Origin of the sequence: Aequorivita sp. CIP111184, from assembly GCF_900489465.1 — a bacterium.
Classification (GTDB): domain Bacteria; phylum Bacteroidota; class Bacteroidia; order Flavobacteriales; family Flavobacteriaceae; genus Aequorivita.
The window spans coordinates 159,393-180,106 of record NZ_UEFQ01000026.1 but is presented as its reverse complement, the minus strand read 5'-3'; the positions used below and the strand labels follow the sequence as shown (position 1 = coordinate 180,106).

Below are 20,714 nucleotides of genomic sequence, written 5' to 3'. Positions count from 1 at the left end.
GAAGTAAAAATGACAACTGCTCTTTGGATATTAATTTTCATTGCCACTTTCTGTATTATGGAATTTATGGCTTGGTTTACGCATAAATACATTATGCATGGCTTTCTATGGAAAATACATAAAGACCATCACCACAAAGATCACGGTAGCTGGTGGGAGCGTAATGACTACTTTTTTATTTTTTACGCATTGGTCAGCATCAGTTGTTTTATAGGCTGGAGTTATTTCGGTTTTTGGGCGGGATTGCCCATAGGCCTTGGAATTTTCGCGTATGGTCTTGCCTATTTTTTTGTACACGACATTTTTATACACCAACGTTTTAAAATGTTTCGAAATGCTAATAATTGGTATGCACGCGGAATAAGACGTGCCCATAAAATTCATCATAAGCATTTAGGAAAAGAAGAAGGTGAATGTTTCGGAATGCTATTTCCGCCCTTGAAATACTTCAAAAAATAGGCTATGTGGCATCTTTACCTTTTGTTAGACCTAGTTTCACTAAGTGTGCCTTTTCTTTTCAGTTTTCACCCAAAGTTGAAGTTTTACAAGCTCTGGAAATATTTTATCCCTGCCACATTTATAATGATGGCTTTTTTTATTCCCTGGGACATTATTTTTACGCAAAATGGTTTTTGGGGATTTAATGAAAAATATCTTTCGGGACTGAAATTCGCAAACCTGCCTTTAGAGGAATGGCTTTTCTTTATTTGCATTCCCTATGCGTGTCTTTTTACAATTTATGCATTTAAAAATTTGCTTCCGCAGTTTTCATTCTCAAATAAAACTACAGCGATAATTTACTTTTCACTACAAACCGTTTTAATTGCTACCCTACTTTATTTTTACGATCGTTGGTATACAGCGATAAATTTTGGATATGCTATTGTTTTGATGGCCTTAATTTTTAATTATAAGCGCGAGATCCTAAATACTTTTCTTCCCGTATTCTTTATTCTTTTGGTCCCTTTTTTTATTGTGAATGGTTTTCTAACCGGTAGCTGGATTCACGAAGAAGTAGTTTGGTACAACAATGCAGAAAACCTAGGAATACGAATTGGCACTGTACCTATTGAAGATAGTATATATGCTTTAAGTATGTTGCTAACAGTATACGTTTTAATGGAAAAATTCAGAGAAAAATATTCTTCTAAAACAGTTGAATCATAAAATTTACTATTGAAAAAATCGGCAAATTAACAGCTATAAAAATTTATATACAATAGATTGGAAAATGTAAATCTATTAAGATTTTGCATTACATTTAATCCTAAAATTACTATTGTTTATGATACATCCTAAAACAGAACTTAAATTTATAAGCAACGAAATTGGATACGGTGTTGTTGCTACAGAATTCATTCCCGCCGGTACAATAACGTGGGCTTTAGATGATTTGGATCGCGAGTTCACACCAGCCAAGTTGAAGAAAATGAACCCCCTTTATCAAAATATTTTGGAAACCTATTGCTATAGGAACAAAAAAGGAAACTTCGTTCTTTGCTGGGATTATGGACGTTATGTAAACCACAGTTTTAAAAGCAACTGTATTTCTACCGCATACGATTTTGAAATAGCAATCCGCGATATCCAACCTGGTGAAGAGTTAACGGATGATTATGGCTATTTAAATGTTTCTGAACCCTTTACAGGAATAGATGAAGGTACTAGACGCAAAACAGTATATCCGGATGATCTTTTGACCCAGCATGAATCTTGGGATAAAAAACTTATTAAAAACTTCCCGAATATCATAAAACTGGAACAGCCTTTAAAATCACTGATAACGCCTAAATTGTGGAATGAAATAACTGCTATTGGGGAAGGAAAAAAAGAAATGAAATCTATTAAAGAGAATTATTTTCCGGGATAATTATTAGCAAATTTATTTAGCCAGAAGATCATCGAGAAGTTTTCTCATTTTTTTACTGTTCCAATCGGCAGCGCCTTCTTCATTAATAACGATTTCACCCGATTTCGAAATTAAATAGGAAGTTGGAAGTACGCTAGATTCCAGTTGTTCTGGTGCTTTAAAAGCTTGAATATAAATAGGCAATGTATAATGATTCTTCTCCATAAACTTTTCAACCTTTTCAGCTTTTTCTGAAGTGACAAAATAGAAATCAAGTTTATCACCATAAGTATCATATAACTTTTGAAAGGAAGGCATTTCAGCAACACAGGGTGGGCACCAAGTGGCCCAAAAATTTACAATAGTAACCTTTCCCTTCGATTGCGAAAAATTTGCTTCTTCAGTATTTAATTGCAGTAAAATCCAATCGTAATCTTGGATTGTTTCTCGTTCATCTTCAGATGCTTCCGAAGGAGAAAAAGAAACAAGTCTTTGGACAAACACCTGGATAGGCATTCGCGTTTGTGGAATTATCAGGAGTAACAAAAATGTAAAAAACAGAATATTGCTCCAATGTTTCCTTAAGAATTTCATGAATTTTTTAGGTATAAAAAAACCTAACAGGTTTCAAAACCTGTTAGGTTTATGCATTTAAATAAAATTTTAACCGTTCTGCTTTTTAATCAAATTTAAAGCAGAACCTTCGCGATACCACCTTATCTGTGCATCGTTATAAGTATGGTTCACCTTGATAGTGTCTTTACTTCTATCTTTATGGACAATCTCAATGGTCAAAGGTTTATTTTCAGAAAAATCAGCAATATCAATAAAGTTGAATATATCGTCTTCTTGGATTAAATCGTAATCTGCTTCATTTGCAAAAGTCAATCCCAACATTCCTTGCTTTTTCAAGTTTGTTTCGTGGATTCGCGCAAATGACTTCACTAAAACCGCTGCAACACCTAAAAATCTCGGTTGCATGGCCGCATGCTCACGAGAGGAACCTTCACCGTAGTTATGGTCACCCACTACAATAGTTTTTATTCCCTTCGCCTTATATTCACGTTGCACATCTGGTACACCGCCATACTCACCGGTAAATTGATTTTTTACAAAGTTTGTCTTTTTGTTAAAAGCATTTATGGCTCCAATTAAAGTATTATTAGCAATGTTGTCCAAATGACCACGGTAGCGTAACCACGGACCAGCCATAGAAATATGGTCTGTTGTACATTTTCCGAAAGCTTTGATTAATAATTTTACACCCTGTAATTCGGAATCTTTAATTGGCACAAAAGGTTCCAACAATTGAAGACGTTCACTATCTGTAGCCACTTTAACTTCAACTGAGCTTCCATCTTCTTTAGGTGCTAAATAGCCATTATCGTCCACTTCAAACCCTTTTGGGGGAAGTTCAAGACCAACAGGTATATCTAGCATTACTTCTTCTCCATCTTCATTTAATAAAGTGTCGTGCATAGGATCAAAATCTAAACGACCTGAGATTGCTATTGCGGCAACCATTTCTGGAGAACCTACAAAAGCGTGTGTATTTGGATTGCCATCAGCACGTTTTGAAAAGTTTCTGTTGAAAGAATGCACTATGGTGTTTTTTTCATCACCCTTTCTATCACTTCGGTCCCACTGCCCAATGCAAGGGCCACAAGCGTTGGTGAAAATTGTTGCGCCAAGGTTTTCAAAAACATCCAAAAGACCATCGCGTTCGGCAGTAAAACGAATCTGTTCAGAACCAGGATTTATACCGAAATCACTCTTAGGTTTTAATTTTTTATCGATTGCTTGCTGTGCAATTGAAGCGGCACGCGTTAAATCTTCATAGGAAGAGTTTGTACAGCTACCTATCAATCCCCAATCTACTTTTATGGGCCAATCGTTTTTCTTTGCTTTTTCACCTAGTTCACCAACGGGAGTTGCCAAATCTGGAGTGAAAGGTCCATTTAAATGTGGACGAAGTGTTGTTAAATCTATTTCAATAACTTGATCGAAGTATTTTTCAGGATTTGCATAAACTTCATCATCACCTGTTAAATACGGCCTAATTTTATTTGCTTCATCTGCAATATCTTCGCGGTCTGTCGCTCTAAGAAAACGCTCCATTGCATCGTCATAACCGAAGGTTGAAGTAGTAGCGCCAATTTCGGCCCCCATATTACAAATTGTTCCTTTTCCAGTACAAGAAAGATTTTTAGCTCCAGGTCCAAAATATTCAACAATAGCTCCCGTTCCTCCTTTTACGGTAAGTATTCCAGCAACTTTTAAAATAACATCTTTTGAGGCTGTCCAACCGTTTAATTCTCCAGTTAATTTAACACCGATTAGTTTTGGAAACTTCAATTCCCAAGGCATTCCAGCCATTACATCAACAGCATCAGCACCACCAACACCAATAGCTACCATTCCTAAACCACCCGCATTTACAGTGTGGCTATCAGTACCAATCATCATTCCACCGGGAAATGCATAATTCTCTAAAACTACTTGGTGAATAATTCCAGCTCCCGGTCTCCAAAAACCGATACCGTATTTATTTGAAACAGATTCCAAAAAGTCAAAAACTTCATTACTAGTTTCATTCGCGCGCTTCAAATCTAGAGCAGCACCTTGTTTTGCTTGAATTAAATGATCACAGTGAACCGTAGTTGGTACAGCAACTGTTTTCTTTCCGGCCTGCATAAATTGTAAAAGTGCCATTTGTGCCGTTGCATCTTGACATGCTATTCTATCAGGAGCAAAATCCACATAATCCTTTCCTCGTTGGAAAGCTTTGTTGGGGTTGCCGTCCCAAAGGTGGGAGTATAATATTTTTTCTGAAAGGGTAAGTGGTTTTCCCGTGATTTCACGTGCTTTATCTACACGTTCAGCCATTTGGGAATAAACCTTTTTAATCATATCAATATCAAATGCCATAGTTGTATTTTTTGTTATTGCGAAAATACAAAATTTTAGAATATTTAAAAAATATTTAATGAAATTGCTTATTTAATGAATATATTTCATTAAATGTTATTTATTATTGAATATAATTACCATATCAATAATTTTAGATAGATAATATTATGAATTTCAAAATTTTTTAATTCTGATTATGGGTGAAATTTCAGAAGAAAAGCTATTGGTATTTAGTACAAGCTTTTTATAATTTCTTCAATGCTCAAACCTTCGGCTTCAGCCTTATAGTTTTTAATTAATCGGTGTCTAAGAATTCCGATTGCAGCTTTTTGCACATCTTCAATATCTGGAGAAAATTTTCCATGAAGAGCAGCATGCGATTTTGCAGCAAGAATTAAATTCTGGGAAGCTCGTGGACCAGCACCCCAATCTATGTAGTTTTTTACAGTATCTGTTGCGGTAGAACTATTAGGTCGTGTTTTTCCAACCAATGTAACGGCATATTCCACAACATTATCTGCCACAGGTATTCTTCGAATCAATTGTTGAAAATCGATAATTTCCTGTGCGGTAAAAAGTGCGTTTACTTTTTGGGTCTCGCCAGCTGTGGTTTGCTTTACTACTTCTACTTCTTCCGAAAAAGAAGGATATTCAAGATTGATGGCAAACATAAATCGGTCCAACTGCGCTTCTGGCAATGGGTATGTTCCCTCCTGTTCTATCGGGTTTTGGGTGGCAAGTACAAAATAAGGTAGATCTAGTTTATAATGATGACCTGCAACGGTAACAGAACGCTCCTGCATTGCTTCAAGAAGAGCAGCTTGGGTTTTTGGCGGAGTTCTGTTAATCTCATCTGCAAGAATAATATTTGCGAAAATTGGGCCTTTTATAAATTTGAATTCGCGATTTTGGTCAAGAATTTCAGAGCCTAGTATATCACTCGGCATTAAATCTGGGGTGAATTGGATTCTTTTAAATTTCAACCCAAGCGCTTCCGCAACAGTATTAACCAACAAGGTTTTTGCAAGCCCCGGAACACCAATCAATAAAGCATGACCGCCTGAAAAGATGGCAAGCAAAACTTGCTCAACTACTTCGTCCTGACCTACTATTACTTTTTTTATTTCCTTCCGAAGGGCATTGTATTTTGAAACCAGTTGCGTTATCGCTGCTACGTCTGACATATTTTTTTCGATATTATTTTTTCAACCAGTTTCCAGCAAAATCACAATCTTGATAATCTTGATTAATGCTAATATAGGTATCTTTTATTTTTTCGTTCTGCCACTTGTTGATTACTTTGATTTGTTTTTCGCGAAGCGCCAATTGTTTGATACGTTCGTAATCTTTGGCATAATCAGCTTTATGTTCTTGGTATTTTTTTGTAACAGTAAGTATTTTTAAACTACTCTTTCCTGTACGGTCACGATCTGTAAAGACTTTTGAAACTTCGCCCTCCTTCAAATTATAAACCTGTGCGCTTAAAGCTGGATCCATTTTTGTGAGATCAAATTTAGTGTCAAAATTTACTGGGTTTATTAACTGTCCACCGTTATTGCGCGTCTCTTTATCATCTGAAAACTGACGAGCTGCTTCCGCAAAAGTTATTTCACCTGAATCTATTTTTGATTTTAAATCCTCTATTTCACTCTGAGCAGCGTCAATGGATTTCTGTGAAACTTCCGGAAACATAAGAATATGCCTTACATCTACTTCTTGTCCGCGTATTTTTTCAACATATAAAATATGATATCCGAACTCAGTTTCAAAAGGTTCGCTTATTTCTCCTTCTAAAAGTGAAAAAGCCTGATCTTTAAATTCTTTTGCCCAAGGCGAGTCTCTTTTCACACCCGTATAAAGACCTCCTTTGGAAGAAGACCCAGGGTCTTTGGAGTATAATACTGCTTTCGTTGCAAAACTTGCTCCATTATCAATAATATCTGCACGGATTGCATTCAATTTTGCTACAACCTCTTCTTTTGCTTGCAGTGTAATTTCTGGATCTATAACAATTTGTGCTACCTCAATTTCAGCACCAAATACTGGGCGCTCCTCTTCGGGGATTGAATAAAAAAAAGTTCGCACCTCCTCAGGGGTAACTTCAACTTTTTCAATAACTTTTTGCTGCATTAAACCTGCAAGTTTTATGCTTTTGTTTGCTTCAAAAAGATCTCGTCTCAATTCTGCCAAATTATCTTTTCTATAATAAGCAGCTACTTTTTCTTCACTACCCAATTCGCTGATCATATATTGAAGTTGCTGATCTATCATTCCATTAATTTCAGAATCTGCAACAACTAAACTATCCTGCTTGGCTTGGTGTGCATAAAGCTTGTCTTCCATCAATTTTCCCATCAATTGACAACGGGAAATATCTTCAATAGACATTCCTTGTGATTGCATTTCAACATAGGCTTTGTCAATATCGCTATCAAGAATAACGTATTCGCCAACTACTGCGCTTACACCTTCCGCTTTATATCTTTTAAAGGGAACTGTATCTCGTTTTACAACTTGCTGTACAACAAGAGAATCATTACTTTTTACCACACCGGTACTGTCCGGCTCCAAAACCACCTGCGCTTGCAGGATGGCAGTAGAAAATAACAATATCAATAAAAATTTATTCATTTTTATAAATTTCAAAATTATTTGTTTCAATAGCATCTTTTGTAATATCTGTTTCTAATTTTTTTATGAGTTCAAGCTTCCTCTTGTTCAAAATAATCTGTTTCAAAGTGGGCTTAACATAGGAAAGTGGCGCTGTATCATTGGGATTGAGCACATTTTCAATTTTCACCAAATATACTCCTAATGAATCTTGCAACTGCGAGAAATTAGATTTTTTTAACACTTGTTCACTATTCCCCCTTAATACCGGTAAAGTGTTTAGCAGAACTTCCTTTTTAACCCAAACAGAATCATTAAAATTTGAAGAAACAAATTGATAATCTTGACTGTTAAGAGATGTTTTATCCTTTTGATTATAACGATTCAATTTTTCTTTTACTGTGGCTAAACCGTCGTAATTTACAGGTACTTGCACGTAGCGCAGTTTAACCAAAATATCTTTTAGTTTAAAGTTTTCCTTATTGGTCTCATAGTATTCTTTGTATTCTTGCTCCGCAATGGTACTATCCAATTGCTTACTTACAATTACATTTTTGTAGGCCTCTGTTAAAAGATCATTTTGATATTCGCGAACCAGCTTATTGTATTGGTCTAGTTTATCTGAGGTAAGATTAATTTTTGCTTGGTCTATAAGCAATTGCTGGGTCGCCCAACGGTTTATATAATTATTTACTATTAATGTACTGTCTTCTGCGGAAGTATTTTCAGCAATCAATTTCGCAATGTCTTCTTTATATAAATAACTGTTGTTAACGCGCGCGACAACATCTCTTTCTGTTTCCTGTTTAAAGTAATTACAGGAACTCAAAAAAAAACTTAATACCAATATAAAAAGAATATTCCGAATCACTTAAGTTCTTTTTTCAAATGCTTCAAGGTTTTTTTGTCAACCTCAACTTTATATTTAGAACGTAAATCTTTTATCCACCTAGCCTCAATATCGTTTTGATAGCTGCTTAGAACTTTTCCTTTTACATCATCTAAAGACTTTTCACTGGGCGCCATTATTGCTTTTACGTTTACCACCACGAATGAATCGTTGCTTGGGTATACTTTTGAAACACCTTCTTTTATTTCTAAACCAGCAGGAAGTTCGTGTTGTTCTACTTCAAAAAGACCTGGAGTGATCAATACATTTACCTTTTCTTCAGTATTGAGTGCTGTTTTAATTTCTTCTGCTGTTTTACCTTCATTAAGCATTTTCTGAATTTGTTGTGCTAACATTTCTGAAGTAGCAGAATATATTTCAGCATCAACTCGTTGCTTCCATTGGTAATCTTGCTTCGTTTTGTTATAATATTCTTGAATACCAACAGAGTCGTTCTTTGCTTTCTGCCAAATATTTTTGTTCATTACATCAAAAATTAAAAGACCATCGCGATACTCCGAAAGAATTGCAGCATAATCCTCGTTTTCATCCTCTAGATGCTCCTTAAAATATTCTTTTAAATTTTCAGTTTCAAACTCATCATAAAGATCCACTAAAAAAGCTTCTTTTTGTTTGTAAGGCCTGGTTGTTTTTTGACGAGCGGCAATAAAATTAGCGAAATCTGTATAGCCTAATTTTTTATCACCAATTGTAAAAAGGGTTTTTTCCTCATTATTTGGTATTGGGCTCATAGTCCATTTTCTTTTCAAAACATCATCGGTAACGTAGGTGTCAAAATAAGGTAAAAAGCTCTCTCCCTTTTTAAATCCGTATTTTTCCTTTATTTTATTGTTGATGGCGTTTGTTACAATTTTAGAACGATCTCCTTCAGTCACCCTTTTTTCAAGAGATTCTTTTTGTGAGTCAAATGTTTCTACAGGTAATCTTTCGTCCAAACGAATAATGTGCCACCCAAATGTTGTTTTTACTGGTTTGCTTATGTCGCCAACGTTTTTAAGATTGTAAGCTGCATCCTCAAATTCAGTGGCGCGAAGATCGCCTTTTGTAAATGGGTTTAATTTACCGCCTTTTACTGCGGAATTTTTATCATCTGAAAATTGCTTCGCAAGGCTTTCAAAAGATTCTCCCTGCTTTAGCATGGTGTAAAGTTCGTTGATGCGTTCTTCAGGGTCAAAAGTACGTGCTCCCTTTTTATCAGAAATCATAATATGAGACACTGCAATTTTTGGCAATTTCTCTCTTCTGTCGTTTACTTTAAGAATATGGTACCCAAAACTAGTACGTATAATTTTTGAGATTTCACCAACCTTAGTATTATAGGCTGCATTTTCAAAAGGATAAACCATATTGAACACTGAAAAATAACCCAAATTCCCGCCACTTTCCTTTGCTCCAGGTTCTTCAGAATATGTTTTTGCCAATTGTGCAAAATCATCTCCTTTAAGCGCTTTTTCACGTATAGATTTAATTTTGTTATAAGCTGCCAAGGTATCTTGTGGTACAGATTCATAATCTACGCGAATTAAAATATGTGAAGCATCTACATCTTCTTTTCCTCGTTCGTAAGCTTCTTTGGCAAGTTCTTCAGTGACTTTATCTTCAAAAAGATAATTTCGTGAAAGTTGATCTCTGTATTTTGAAAGTTCGTTTTTATAAGAATTCTCCTTATCCAAGTCTTGTGCTTCGGCTTCGGCGATTTTCAGTTTGTAATCAATAAAAAGCTCCAGGTAACCATCAATATCTTTTTGCGACTCGTCCTGAACCAAATCAAGGTTTTTATTATAAACACGTTTAAATTCTTTGGCATACACAGGTTTGCCATCAATGGTCATTAATATTTCTTTTTTATTTTGTGAAAAAACGGTAGTGGCACTCAAAAGCACCAAAATGAATACGGAAAGAATATTTTTCATTTTTTTTAAAATATTTAATTTTTATTGAAGCAATACACCTATGCTTAACCTTTGGCTAACAAAGGTGCAAAAATAACAAAAAGGTACGGTATCTTACCTCAGAAAAGTTAACGAATTTAATATAATTATAGTGTTTTCCGCATTTTAAAATATTCTCAAAACCCTTATCTTGCAATATTTTTTAAATTGAAGCGGATTGCTCTTATATTTAGAATTAGCGTATTTTCTTCACAATAAAATGTAAATGACTGAACGAGTAAAACTTATATGGGATTTTCGCGGCCCCAACGCCCAACCTATTGCTGTACATCATGCAAAACACCTTGCCGAGTTTGCCATGTCCGAAAAATTACAAAACACTCTTACTGGAAATGAAGAAATTACATCCATGCACCACATCGCTTTTTTAGTAATAGAAAAACCTTTGATGAATACCTTACGGGAAACCCTCAAGCCTACACGAGGTCAAATTTATGACGATTAATTAAGGCCTTCGTTTTAGACAAGTTTGAATACACTCATCATTGCAACCATTTAGTAATTGATGTTCTTTTCAACAATTCTGAAATCTATAAAGAAAAAATTAGCCTTTTGGCAAGCCACACTTTAAATGCCCATCACGTTTGGAATCATAGACTATTTGGCATAGCCGCAGCGCTATCTATATGGCAAGTGTTGGATATTAAAAATTTGCATGCCATAAACGATAAAAACTTTGAACACACTAAAGAGCTTCTTCAAAAAAAGAACTTAAAAGAGCCCATAAATTACACAAACAGTAAATGTGAAAATTTTACAAATTCAGCCGAAGAAATCTTTTTCACATAATAAATCATAGCACTTATCATCGCGTACAAATTATTAATCAATTGAAAGAAGACGGACTGAAACCAATTGAAACGGATTACATTTTCTATAAACGGTAAACTTACCTTATGCTTATTTGCAATATTTATAGTAATATTGCGCTGTAAATACTTTAAATACAAACACAATGAAATTTTTAAAAGTTGCCATATTTTTTATTGGAATTACCGCTTTCGCACAAAGTAAAGTAGGAGCTGTTGACGTAGAGTACATTCTTTCCAAAATGCCCGAAATGATTACTGTACAAACACAATTACAATCCTACGGACAACAATTGGATGCAGATCTCAACAAAAAAATAGACGAATACAAGAAAATCGCAGAAGAATACAAAAGTGGCGAGGCCTCCTTTACTCCCGCACAGAAAAAAGAGAAACAGACTGCTCTCTTAAGTCTAGATGCAGATATCCAAAAATTTCAGCAAAACGGCGCTAAGCTAATGGATATCAAACAAAAAGAATACCTACAGCCTCTTTATAAAAAAATAGGCGAAGCATTGGATAAAGTGGCGAAAGCTCAAAACTACACTCAAGTGATGCAAACAAACACAGATTTGGTTTATTTAGATCCAAATTATGATCTTACAACGCCAATTCTAAAAGAGTTAGGCATTACTATTACTGTAGAAGAAGAAGGGAAATAGCCTACCTTTTTTTAATTTATAAAACTATAACGTGAAGTCTTTAAGCTTCACGTTTTTTATTTATGCTTTATGAAAATAGTTATATTTGAATACCTTCAGAATTGATTTTAATGAGTCTTCTTAAAAATTTTGCAGAAAAAAATAATGGCACTTATACAGAAGAAAGCATAAAAGAAGCCTTTTCGCCAATTGGAAAATTGATTTATCAGCCAAAAAGTGCATACTTTATGATAGGCGAATCCAAAATTTCAGTTAATCTTAATGAAGTTGGTGGCGCAATTCCAACAGCGGAACCTTTTAGAATAACACTTCATTTACAAAATAAGAACAAAAATACTTTAGAAATATACCCAGTTTCTTTTTGGGAAATAATATTTCAAAATGTTTTTCCCTCAAACCAGATATTAATAAAAGGTTCCTATATTTTTAAAGGTAATAAGAAATTAATTGACAAATTAAGCACGGCAGGTTCTATTGTCAGTGAACTCAAAAAACAAAGAGTTTATATTCGTATTCCTAAAGAAAATACTTCAAAAATCATTCTTACACCCGCAAGAGGAATTGAAACTGAAACAGAATTTGAATACTTTATAGCAATTCTAAAAGCTCTTGAAGAAAAAATAAATTCACATAATGACTGAAAACATGCTTGAGGAAATTCTCCAAAACCCTTCAGGCATTATATCTGAAAAAATTAATATTCAAGCTCGAGATTATGAAGTTACCTATACTTGGGAGCGGCGAATCCATATAAAAATAAAACCATATCAACATTTAATTGACAGACCATCTTCTTTCAAAATTAGAAAATCATCCTTCGCTAGTATTATTTTCCGTACGCCACAATACAGTTTACGTGGAAATAAAACAGCGCTAAGTGAAAAATTACTTTCCAACCAATATACGCGAGCCTTACTTTATTTTCCAAATTCAAAGATTATTGGTTACAAAAGTCAAATTGCATATACAGCAGAACTCAAGAAAAAAAACAGTGATCAGCTGGAAATAATACTAAATTATTTTAAAGCCTTACTTGTTACTCTTTAAACAAAATCTGTATTCCATTCCAAATAGAAAAAGCACCAGATAAACCCAGTGCTTCTAATAAAATATTGGTATGCTTTAATTTTTTATCTACTATAATTCGGCGCCTCTTTTGTAATGGTTACGTCATGCGGATGACTTTCTGCAATTCCTGAAAAAGTAATTTTTACAAACTTGCCGTTTTCTTTCAATGTCTCAATATCCTTAGCTCCGCAATAGCCCATTCCAGCTCTCAATCCACCAATAAACTGCGTCATGCTTTCCACTAATTCACCTTTATAGGGTACACGGCCTACAATTCCTTCGGGAACCAATTTTTTTATATCATCTTCAACATCTTGGAAATAGCGGTCTTTGGAACCTTGTTTCATTGCTTCCACAGAACCCATTCCGCGATATGATTTAAATTTTCTTCCTTCGTAAATAATAGTTTCTCCTGGAGACTCTTTTGTTCCTGCCAACAATGAGCCAAGCATCACACAATCAGCTCCAGCAGCAATAGCCTTTGGAATATCGCCTGTATAACGAATTCCCCCATCAGCAATCACGGGAACTCCACTGCCTTTTAAAGCTGCGGCAACTTCCAAAACAGCAGAAAACTGTGGAAAACCTACACCCGCAACTACACGGGTAGTGCAAATGGAACCTGGTCCAATCCCCACTTTCACAGCATCAGCACCAGCTTCTACCAAATATTTGGCGGCATCAGCTGTTGCAATGTTTCCAACTACAACATCAAGTTCTGGAAATCTTTGTTTTACTTTTTTCAAAACTTCAACAACACCTTTAGTGTGGCCATGAGCAGTGTCAATTATCACTGCATCAATCTGTGCGTTTACCAAAGCTTCGGCTCTTTCCACAGCATCAGCGGTTACGCCAAGTGCTGCCGCAACACGAAGTCTGCCATACTGATCCTTGTTTGCAATAGGTTTCTGTGTAAGTTTTGTAATATCTCTAAAAGTAATTAGTCCCAAAAGTTTTCCATCATCACTTACTACTGGTAGTTTTTCAATTTTGTTCTTTTGAAGAATTATCTCCGCTTCTTTTAATGAGGTACCTTGAGCAACGGTAACCAAGTTTTCCGTAGTCATCACTTCACTAAGCGGACGTTTTAAATCTTTTTCAAAACGAAGGTCACGGTTGGTAACAATCCCTATTAATTTTCCTGCATCATTAATAATAGGTATTCCACCAATACTGTATTCGCGCATTGTTTTTTGGGCATCGCCTACTGTATTTGATTTTTTTAAAGTTACCGGATCGATGATCATTCCGCTTTCTGCACGTTTAACTTTGCGAACTTCAGCAGCCTGGTCTTCAATGCTCATATTTTTATGAAGCACCCCAATTCCACCTTCCCGTGCAATAGCAATAGCCATGGCACTTTCGGTAACAGTATCCATTGCTGCGGAAACAATAGGAACGTTCAGTGTAATATTTCGTGAAAACTTGGTGGCGATGGAAACTTCGCGTGGTAAAACTTCAGAATATGCGGGTACTAAAAGTACATCGTCATAAGTAAGTCCTTCTCCTAGAATTTTGTTATCGTGTGCGGTCATTGCAATTAAATTAACTTCCGAAGGTTGCGAAAGTGATTATGGATTAATTGCGTGCAAATGTACGTTAATTAATTCAGATTTATGAATTGTGAATTATGAATTCTTTAAAGCCTTACCTGCAGCGTCGTATACCACGTCCGAGGTTGGCTCGGAAGAATTCCCGGACCAGGATAACCTGTAGCTCGGCGGGTAAAATAGCTGTTGCCTAAAACATTATTGATTCCACTTTCGAACTTGAAACGGCCAAAACTGTATGATAACGACAGATCCAAAATATCATAGGTAGGTATTTCGCCCACAATACCACTTTGACTTTCAAAATCGCGTTCGCTATTTGTAGCATCCGTAAATTGCTTGCTCAAATATGTATATTGCAGACTTCCCAAGAAGTTTTTATATCCAAAGCCAAGACCCGTTTTCAAGTTAATAGCAGGAATAAACTCCACCTTGTTCCCTTTTACATTGTTCTCTTCGGAAGAAGTGTACTCGCTACCTGTCACGGCAAGATTTACGAAATAATTCAATCTCAAATTTCTGTTTTCTGAAAAGCTTTCCAGTATGTTCCAATCCACAAAACTTTCCAAACCGTATGTAATAGCGTCGCCAATATTTCCGCGGAAGCGTTCCTCTTGAATATCACTAACCTCTCGAACAATAACCCCCAACCTATCCTGATAACTTAAAAAGAAGCCACCAATATCATAAGAAAGATACTTTCCAAATCTTCCCCGAGCACCCAAATCAAAAGTATAACCTTCTTCATCGGTTATGTTTGGGTCAACCACCAACGACGGATTGGTTACACGAATGTCATTGAAAGTAACCGAACGGTAATTCTGGCTCATATTTCCGTAGAATTCTATAAACTTTTTAGGTTTGTAACTCAAGCCAACACCTAACAAAATAAAAGAACGCTCAAATTCACGATTGTCAGTAATATCTTCGTTCAAAATAGGATTGCCGGCTATATCAAAGTTTATCTTTTTAAATTCACCTTCACTTTGTGTTTTTATATATTCAAAACGAAACCCAGGAGTAATGGAAAACTTAGATGAAATATTGAAAATATTCTCTCCAAAAGCTGCAAAGTTTAAGTTTGGAAATTCAAAATCGCTTTGACGCGGATAATTAGGGTATTCTTCGGAAGCGAAATCAAAATCAGCATCACTACCGTTTGTTCCTGCACCTTGGCGCTCAGCGTTGTTGGATTGATAATATTTCCCTCCAAAAAGTATAACGTTTTCATTTCGGAATAGGTTGTATTGTGTCAAAATACGGGCTTCTGCACCCCAATTGTTGAAATTCCCAGAAATCAACTCACGAGGAGAATCTATGTCATCCTGCTGTGAAACACGGTTTTCTCGAAAACCAACAGATTTTCTATATGCATCCAATGCAAAAAAGTTTAAGCTGAAATCGGTTTTGTTAGAAAATTTATGATCCAGTCGAAGTGAATAGAGTTTCCAATCTACCTTAAACCAATTTCGTGTTCGGTTGCTAAACGTTGGGTCTTCCTCAAACTGTCTATCCGTTAACCCTCCGGGTTGCTGGGCAAGGTAATGCAGATAGCTCATTTCAAAAGCAAGTTTGGTTTTTTCTGAAAATTTATAATCTATGTGGGCATAGGCGTTTTGTGAATCAAATTCAGAATTTGGCCGAAAATCACCTCCTGTTTTGAAATTGTAATATGCATAATACCCAAACTTTCCCAAGGTGCCACTGAGACTGTTGAAACTGTTGAAAAGATTATAAGATCCCAAAGATTGACGCGAAACCCATTCAATCTCTTTCTTTGGATTAGGTTTATGCAATTTGAAGTTTATCAAGCCCCCAAATTGCGTTCCGTATTGTAGTGAAGCCGCGCCTCGAACTACTTCTATCTCACTGATAGCATCTGCTGGTGGCGTGTAATAACTTTCAGGATAGCCCAAAACATCTGCCGAAATATCGTATCCGTTTTGGCGCGTGTTGAAATTTGCAGTCCTGTTCGGATTAAGACCACGACCGCCAATGTTTAATTGTAAACCGCCGTCGTTGTTTTCATAAATATTCAAACCCACAACCTGTGCATAAATCTGCCGTGCATTGTTGGTGGCTGTGTTTAAAATGAGGTTTTCCATAACCACTACTTCGCTCTTTTTTCCTGCGTAAATGGCTGTGCCTTCTACTTGTTTTAGATTTCTTAATGCGAAAATCTCTTCCTTTTGTTTTGTGATAAATACTTCGGAAAGCTGCTCGCCCAATAATTTTAGTTGAAATGGAATTGTTGTATTTTCAGAAATAGTAATTTGCTTTTTCAAAACTTCATATTCCAAATTAAAAGCTGCAAATTCATAAGTTCCTGAAGGAATTTCAGTAAATTCAAAGTTCCCACTTGCATCGGTAATTTTCGATTTTCCGAGGTCGAGAATATATACTTCAGCGTATTCAATTGGCAAGTTTGTTTCATTAGAAATCACCTTTCCAGTAATTGTAAATTGTGCAAAGGCAGAAATATTTGCACATAAAAATAGTATAAATAGTGTGTTTTTCAACATCGTATAATTTTAAAGTCCTTTGATTGTATCGTTAAATGGCAGAACCCAATCTTTGCGACAGAAGGATTCTTTCTGCTTCATCAAATCCACCTTTGGATTTATGTATGGCTGGCTCAACCTTCCGTTCAATGCTACATAGCTTTCTGCATACACGGCAACATTTTTATGGCCTTGCGAGGCGAAATGATTTCCCAAGTAATGCGCGTACTGCAATATAAAATCTGGCTGTGTGCTCATCTGCTTTTCTTGAAAAGGTGTCAAAAAATCGGTATTGTTCACCAAAAATTGCTCTCCGGTTTCTGTGTTTTTTATTTTAAATTGGGCATAGCCCGCCTTTTCCATCAACATAACGCGCCAGGAAAAACGGTACCCTTCCTCTGTCCAGAAAAGTTCATTGGGATACACCAAATAGCGCCACGGAAATAATAATTGGATTACAAAAAAGACGGTCAAAATATGCAAAGCTATGTTTCGTTTAAAACGATATTTTCTTGTTTGCGCCATAGCGACCATTTTCGAATAATCTATTCGCAATATTTTCGTAATGAAACGAATAATCCTTTGGTGAAAGCCTGTATCAAAAAAAATAAGTGTGCTTACAATCATTATAAATGGAAACATACCAATAGGAAATAAGACCCGCGTCATAACATGAAAGACGACTACCAAAGCAAAAGCGAACCAACGCGTAGGCTTATACAGCAGTAAAAAAGGAATTGCCAAATCATAAACCACACCGCTCCAACTGAATACAAAATGTAGCCATTGCTGTTGCATTAAATCTCCCAAAAAAGGAAGATCATATTTTGAAGGAAGCCATATTTTTAAGGGCATTGCTTTAAAGAGCCAATCGCTGTTTAGTTTTGCCAAACCTGCATAAAAATAGACTATTCCCAACATCAACTTAATGCTGTCAATAGTCCATTTTGGGACCATTTGGAATGCTCTGAACTGGTTTTTAAAAGCGTCCACAGAAAAGTAGGCATTCGCAGGTAAAAAAATCATCAAAAAACTCACACAGCTTATAAAATAATAATGGTTGAGATAAGTGGTTTTATCCATCAACTCAATGTAGGTAAAGCTCAAAAAGAAAACGATAATTGCTATTCGGTATTTGTAGCCCAAAGCCACAAATAATGAAGCAAGTCCGCAGATTATAAAAATAATATAGGTATAATTGTCAATAGGCTTTACCCATTCAAAACCGTAATAACTGAAGAAAAATTTCGGATTTACATACAGTTTTTCAATCCAGCCATTTGCCCAAAATCGAATGATACTCAAAAACATCATAATACCAAAAAGAACACGAAAAACAGCGAGAGGTGCGGCTTGAGTTTCTTCCTGAAAATATTTTTGAACTTTTTTAAACATTAGTCCCCATCAGCGTCTACGTAGTCAATGCTTACGTCCAAAGCCTGAATCATGTCCACTTTCAGCAGTATAACGATGCGCTGCAATTCATCATAAGTGGCTAGCATTTTTGAATTATCGGTTTCAACCTGTTGTACAAAATTCACGTTCAACTCGTTTGTTTTATTTTTGGCAACAGTAAATTGATCATTAATCAACGAGCTAAGGTTTGCTCCATTTTTAATGGTATTCAAATAATCAAGGTATGTTTTAAAACCTTGTCCACTTGAATTGCCATCAAAACTTTTCCCATTGAAAAAATCACGGCTAGCATCAATAGCTTTCAATAAAAGTTCTTTTGAAATGTCTTTTTTATAGAACGCCTCTACATTTTGCGGCAGCGTTTCGTTTGAAAAAACACCTGCGGGAATTCCTACTTTTCCAGCGCGAAGGACTTTTTCAAAGTAAAAAATATAATCGTTAGTAAGTTTATCAACAGCACCAGAAGCGGAGGAACTTGTGTTAGCTACAAAAACGTCTCGGTAGCCGCCCGTCCAGCTTGTGAACACTTCATTGCTTAAAGATGAGATAGTTTCAGATAAGGCTTGAAGATAATTTTTATAACCTTCCGCATTATTATTTGAAGTGTAAAAGGTTATAATTTCAGCATCTGTTTCCGCTAAACCATTCAACATATAATCTAGAGCTGGAAAGCCTTGTTTATCGATAGTAGACGGCAATGCAAAATCGAAGATACCGCCAGCAATGAAATTTTCTATTTGTGCAACATCAGTTGGATATACATTTAAACGGTTTCTAAAACGAACTTCTTCAGCCTTTCCAATTTCAAACATGGAAACATTTTGAAACGAAACATAAGCATCTTTCCAAGCAACCTTTAGTGTTTGCAAGTTTTCAACTGTTGGGGTTGTCGTAAATTCCGTAGTCTTTATTTTTAACTGCGAAGCTTTGGAATTAAAACTACTGTAGGCTGGAATTATAATATTGTCCGCCCAATTTACAAGCATAGCGCTGCGGTCAAAACTATCACCAGTTTCAGTAGCATTATCGCTATCACTGGAGCAAGCTGCAGCCAAAAGCGCGATTACAAAAAAGAAACTTCCTAATTTTAAATATTTCATTTGTATATGTTTAGATTTTTAAACTTGAAAATCAACCGGCTAAAATATGTGCCAACCGATCGGTGCTAACTTTAAATATTTAATCGTTGCTCGCAGCCTGAGCCACGGTAAAGTTGAACTTTGCTGCCATAGCTTCAGAAACAGCGTCTAAAGTTTCAGTGGTAATTTCCCAATATCCATTGTCTGAAGAATTCATCAGCATATTCAAAAGTGTGTCAACTTCAGCTCTTGTAAAAAGCGGCGTAGCACTTTCAGAGTTTCTTGTGAAACGAAGACTATAAACAAATCCGTATGCTTCGGACAGAGCGTGGAATGCTCCTTCACGGTTTCCATCAACAATTTGGTTTTTTCCTATTTGAAGATAGAAAATTCCCCGGGCGGCTATTACTGTTGAAACTTTTTCACGGATAATTGAGGCTTGTTCATCGCGAACTTCATAGTTTTTAGCAACGATAGCTGCACGACCCATTTTAAAGGCGTTCCAAATTTCTGCAGCAATAGTTGCAAAATCTGCATTTCCATTTACTGCACCTACATATTCATTTAAGAATTTATCATCTTCGCCAATAGTCAGGTTTGGGTTTTCAGGATTAGCCGAGGTACCATAAAGGTAACCGTAAGCTTCATCCCATTTATGCTCCATTGTAGTATATGGTTTGTTTTCTTCGGTAATTCCGTTGTCGTTGTTTTGGCGGTTATCACCTTCATCAAGCACAGTTGCACTTAAATAATTGTTCAACATTTGATCTGCTATCAATGCCCCTAGAAGACTTTTTGCGAATGCTTGGCTATACTCCAAACCTTTTCCACTAATGTAACGGGTCCTGCTGCCGTCTGCAATTTGACCGGCAACTCCAGGAGATGCTACCATCATTCTATTTGGAAACACTTCATTTGTCTGAGAAGAAATATAACCATCAAAAGTGGCCTTTATCTGTGCGCTCTCGGTAGCATTTGTCCCAAAATAATCGTAGGAAACAGCAGTTTTGCTTCGAAGATTTTTATCTGAAGCGTTCAAAGAAACATCTGAAAAGTCGTTATCTCCAGCTTGATGATTGAACATAGCCAAAAGAGATACCTGGGTGGTAGTATCAAAATCGGTGAAGGCACTAGCTGTTTCAGCTGCCATTAAAATTCTGGTAGTTTGACCGTCAAAACTTACTGTGGACTCACTGCCACGAATAAATTTATATGTAACTGGAGCTTCAACAGTATTTTGGACTATAGCTTGGTCGTCATCAGATGAACATGATACAAAGAATAATGTTGCAACTAAACTTCCTGTGAGAAATAAACTTTTCATTAAATATTATTTAGACTGAATTAAAATAGATTAGTTTTTCAGTCGCAAAAATAATAGTGATAATGAAATCTCAC

The 20,714-nt window shown here is 35.9% G+C and carries 20 protein-coding genes; 9 read left to right on the top strand and 11 right to left on the bottom strand.

Annotated elements, in window-relative coordinates:
* Positions 1–9: 9 nt before the first annotated feature.
* The 3 genes from AEQU1_RS12750 to AEQU1_RS12740 all read left to right on the top strand — a co-directional run bounded on the left by AEQU1_RS12750 (position 10) and on the right by AEQU1_RS12740 (position 1,870).
* Positions 10–459 (top strand): sterol desaturase family protein, encoded by a 450-nt coding sequence (locus tag AEQU1_RS12750; RefSeq protein WP_111881697.1) that lies wholly within the window; start codon positions 10–12, stop codon positions 457–459.
* A gap of 3 nt (positions 460–462) precedes the next feature.
* A complete protein-coding gene (locus AEQU1_RS12745) occupies positions 463–1,167 on the top strand; it encodes a lycopene cyclase domain-containing protein (RefSeq protein WP_111881696.1) in 705 nt (234 codons plus the stop codon).
* A 118-nt stretch (positions 1,168–1,285) separates the two neighbouring features.
* Positions 1,286–1,870 carry an SET domain-containing protein gene (locus tag AEQU1_RS12740; protein ID WP_111881694.1) on the top strand — a complete coding sequence of 195 codons (585 nt, stop codon included), beginning with the start codon at positions 1,286–1,288 and terminating at the stop codon, positions 1,868–1,870.
* A gap of 12 nt (positions 1,871–1,882) precedes the next feature.
* On the opposite strand, the gene AEQU1_RS12735 is transcribed toward AEQU1_RS12740, so the two are convergent.
* The 6 genes from AEQU1_RS12735 to AEQU1_RS12710 form a co-directional block, all read right to left on the bottom strand.
* Positions 1,883–2,365 carry a TlpA disulfide reductase family protein gene (locus AEQU1_RS12735; protein ID WP_258455298.1) on the bottom strand — a complete coding sequence of 161 codons (483 nt, stop codon included), beginning with the start codon at positions 2,363–2,365 and terminating at the stop codon, positions 1,883–1,885.
* A gap of 147 nt (positions 2,366–2,512) precedes the next feature.
* The gene (locus AEQU1_RS12730; protein WP_111881691.1) at positions 2,513–4,777 is read right to left on the bottom strand and encodes an aconitate hydratase; all 2,265 of its coding nucleotides are present in this window, start codon (positions 4,775–4,777) and stop codon (positions 2,513–2,515) included.
* A 212-nt stretch (positions 4,778–4,989) separates the two neighbouring features.
* Positions 4,990–5,943: a MoxR family ATPase gene (locus AEQU1_RS12725; protein ID WP_111881689.1), complete on the bottom strand. Its 954-nt coding sequence runs from the start codon at positions 5,941–5,943 to the stop codon at positions 4,990–4,992.
* Positions 5,944–5,956: 13 nt separating this feature from the next.
* Complete coding sequence (locus tag AEQU1_RS12720) at positions 5,957–7,390, bottom strand: peptidylprolyl isomerase (protein ID WP_258455297.1); 1,434 nt, start codon at positions 7,388–7,390, stop codon at positions 5,957–5,959.
* On the bottom strand, positions 7,383–8,240 hold the full coding sequence (locus tag AEQU1_RS12715) for a peptidyl-prolyl cis-trans isomerase (RefSeq protein ID WP_309300263.1): 858 nt from the start codon (positions 8,238–8,240) through the stop codon (positions 7,383–7,385). Before AEQU1_RS12715 ends, AEQU1_RS12720 begins: the two co-directional genes overlap by 8 nt.
* Complete coding sequence (locus AEQU1_RS12710) at positions 8,237–10,192, bottom strand: peptidylprolyl isomerase (RefSeq protein ID WP_111881687.1); 1,956 nt, start codon at positions 10,190–10,192, stop codon at positions 8,237–8,239. Before AEQU1_RS12710 ends, AEQU1_RS12715 begins: the two co-directional genes overlap by 4 nt.
* Before the next feature lie 244 nt (positions 10,193–10,436).
* Here AEQU1_RS12710 and AEQU1_RS12705 point away from each other — a divergent pair, with 244 nt between their 5' ends.
* The 6 genes from AEQU1_RS12705 to AEQU1_RS12680 all read left to right on the top strand — a co-directional run bounded on the left by AEQU1_RS12705 (position 10,437) and on the right by AEQU1_RS12680 (position 12,749).
* Positions 10,437–10,676, top strand: coding sequence for a hypothetical protein (locus tag AEQU1_RS12705; protein WP_111881686.1), 240 nt, complete (start codon positions 10,437–10,439; stop codon positions 10,674–10,676).
* Positions 10,677–10,783: 107 nt separating this feature from the next.
* Positions 10,784–11,020 (top strand): hypothetical protein, encoded by a 237-nt coding sequence (locus AEQU1_RS12700; RefSeq protein ID WP_111881684.1) that lies wholly within the window; start codon positions 10,784–10,786, stop codon positions 11,018–11,020.
* Positions 11,017–11,118, top strand: coding sequence for a DinB family protein (locus tag AEQU1_RS16450; RefSeq protein WP_111881753.1), 102 nt, complete (start codon positions 11,017–11,019; stop codon positions 11,116–11,118). The genes AEQU1_RS12700 and AEQU1_RS16450 overlap by 4 nt, the downstream gene beginning before the upstream one ends.
* Before the next feature lie 68 nt (positions 11,119–11,186).
* Positions 11,187–11,702, top strand: a complete 516-nt coding sequence (locus AEQU1_RS12690; protein ID WP_111881682.1) for an OmpH family outer membrane protein — start codon at positions 11,187–11,189, stop codon at positions 11,700–11,702.
* Positions 11,703–11,812: 110 nt separating this feature from the next.
* Positions 11,813–12,343, top strand: a complete 531-nt coding sequence (locus AEQU1_RS12685) for a hypothetical protein (protein ID WP_111881680.1) — start codon at positions 11,813–11,815, stop codon at positions 12,341–12,343.
* On the top strand, positions 12,336–12,749 hold the full coding sequence (locus tag AEQU1_RS12680) for a hypothetical protein (RefSeq protein ID WP_111881679.1): 414 nt from the start codon (positions 12,336–12,338) through the stop codon (positions 12,747–12,749). Before AEQU1_RS12685 ends, AEQU1_RS12680 begins: the two co-directional genes overlap by 8 nt.
* Positions 12,750–12,832: 83 nt before the next feature.
* On the opposite strand, the gene guaB is transcribed toward AEQU1_RS12680, so the two are convergent.
* The 5 genes from guaB to AEQU1_RS12655 all read right to left on the bottom strand — a co-directional run bounded on the left by guaB (position 12,833) and on the right by AEQU1_RS12655 (position 20,640).
* Positions 12,833–14,305 carry an IMP dehydrogenase gene (guaB, locus tag AEQU1_RS12675; RefSeq protein WP_111881677.1) on the bottom strand — a complete coding sequence of 491 codons (1,473 nt, stop codon included), beginning with the start codon at positions 14,303–14,305 and terminating at the stop codon, positions 12,833–12,835.
* A gap of 104 nt (positions 14,306–14,409) precedes the next feature.
* Positions 14,410–16,842 (bottom strand): TonB-dependent receptor, encoded by a 2,433-nt coding sequence (locus AEQU1_RS12670; RefSeq protein ID WP_111881675.1) that lies wholly within the window; start codon positions 16,840–16,842, stop codon positions 14,410–14,412.
* Positions 16,843–16,851: 9 nt separating this feature from the next.
* Positions 16,852–18,216 (bottom strand): HTTM domain-containing protein, encoded by a 1,365-nt coding sequence (locus AEQU1_RS12665; RefSeq protein WP_111881673.1) that lies wholly within the window; start codon positions 18,214–18,216, stop codon positions 16,852–16,854.
* Positions 18,216–19,337 carry an imelysin family protein gene (locus AEQU1_RS12660; RefSeq protein ID WP_111881672.1) on the bottom strand — a complete coding sequence of 374 codons (1,122 nt, stop codon included), beginning with the start codon at positions 19,335–19,337 and terminating at the stop codon, positions 18,216–18,218. The genes AEQU1_RS12665 and AEQU1_RS12660 overlap by 1 nt, the downstream gene beginning before the upstream one ends.
* A 79-nt stretch (positions 19,338–19,416) precedes the next feature.
* The gene (locus AEQU1_RS12655; protein WP_111881670.1) at positions 19,417–20,640 is read right to left on the bottom strand and encodes a DUF4856 domain-containing protein; all 1,224 of its coding nucleotides are present in this window, start codon (positions 20,638–20,640) and stop codon (positions 19,417–19,419) included.
* Positions 20,641–20,714: the final 74 nt, after the last annotated feature.

Bases quoted from the DNA above. Each gene is read 5' to 3' on its own strand.
- AEQU1_RS12690 (WP_111881682.1), top strand. From the start codon at position 11,187: ATGAAATTTTTAAAAGTTGCCATATTTTTTATTGGAATTACCGCTTTC.
- AEQU1_RS12680 (WP_111881679.1), top strand. From the start codon at position 12,336: ATGACTGAAAACATGCTTGAGGAAATTCTCCAAAACCCTTCAGGCATT.
- AEQU1_RS12735 (WP_258455298.1), bottom strand. From the start codon at position 2,365: ATGCCTATCCAGGTGTTTGTCCAAAGACTTGTTTCTTTTTCTCCTTCG.
- AEQU1_RS12705 (WP_111881686.1), top strand. From the start codon at position 10,437: ATGACTGAACGAGTAAAACTTATATGGGATTTTCGCGGCCCCAACGCC.
- AEQU1_RS12720 (WP_258455297.1), bottom strand. From the start codon at position 7,390: ATGAATAAATTTTTATTGATATTGTTATTTTCTACTGCCATCCTGCAA.
- AEQU1_RS12665 (WP_111881673.1), bottom strand. From the start codon at position 18,216: ATGTTTAAAAAAGTTCAAAAATATTTTCAGGAAGAAACTCAAGCCGCA.
- AEQU1_RS12750 (WP_111881697.1), top strand. From the start codon at position 10: ATGACAACTGCTCTTTGGATATTAATTTTCATTGCCACTTTCTGTATT.
- AEQU1_RS12660 (WP_111881672.1), bottom strand. From the start codon at position 19,337: ATGAAATATTTAAAATTAGGAAGTTTCTTTTTTGTAATCGCGCTTTTG.
- AEQU1_RS12745 (WP_111881696.1), top strand. From the start codon at position 463: ATGTGGCATCTTTACCTTTTGTTAGACCTAGTTTCACTAAGTGTGCCT.
- AEQU1_RS12740 (WP_111881694.1), top strand. From the start codon at position 1,286: ATGATACATCCTAAAACAGAACTTAAATTTATAAGCAACGAAATTGGA.
- AEQU1_RS12670 (WP_111881675.1), bottom strand. From the start codon at position 16,842: ATGTTGAAAAACACACTATTTATACTATTTTTATGTGCAAATATTTCT.
- AEQU1_RS12685 (WP_111881680.1), top strand. From the start codon at position 11,813: ATGAGTCTTCTTAAAAATTTTGCAGAAAAAAATAATGGCACTTATACA.
- AEQU1_RS12655 (WP_111881670.1), bottom strand. From the start codon at position 20,640: ATGAAAAGTTTATTTCTCACAGGAAGTTTAGTTGCAACATTATTCTTT.
- AEQU1_RS12710 (WP_111881687.1), bottom strand. From the start codon at position 10,192: ATGAAAAATATTCTTTCCGTATTCATTTTGGTGCTTTTGAGTGCCACT.
- guaB (WP_111881677.1), bottom strand. From the start codon at position 14,305: ATGACCGCACACGATAACAAAATTCTAGGAGAAGGACTTACTTATGAC.
- AEQU1_RS12725 (WP_111881689.1), bottom strand. From the start codon at position 5,943: ATGTCAGACGTAGCAGCGATAACGCAACTGGTTTCAAAATACAATGCC.
- AEQU1_RS12730 (WP_111881691.1), bottom strand. From the start codon at position 4,777: ATGGCATTTGATATTGATATGATTAAAAAGGTTTATTCCCAAATGGCT.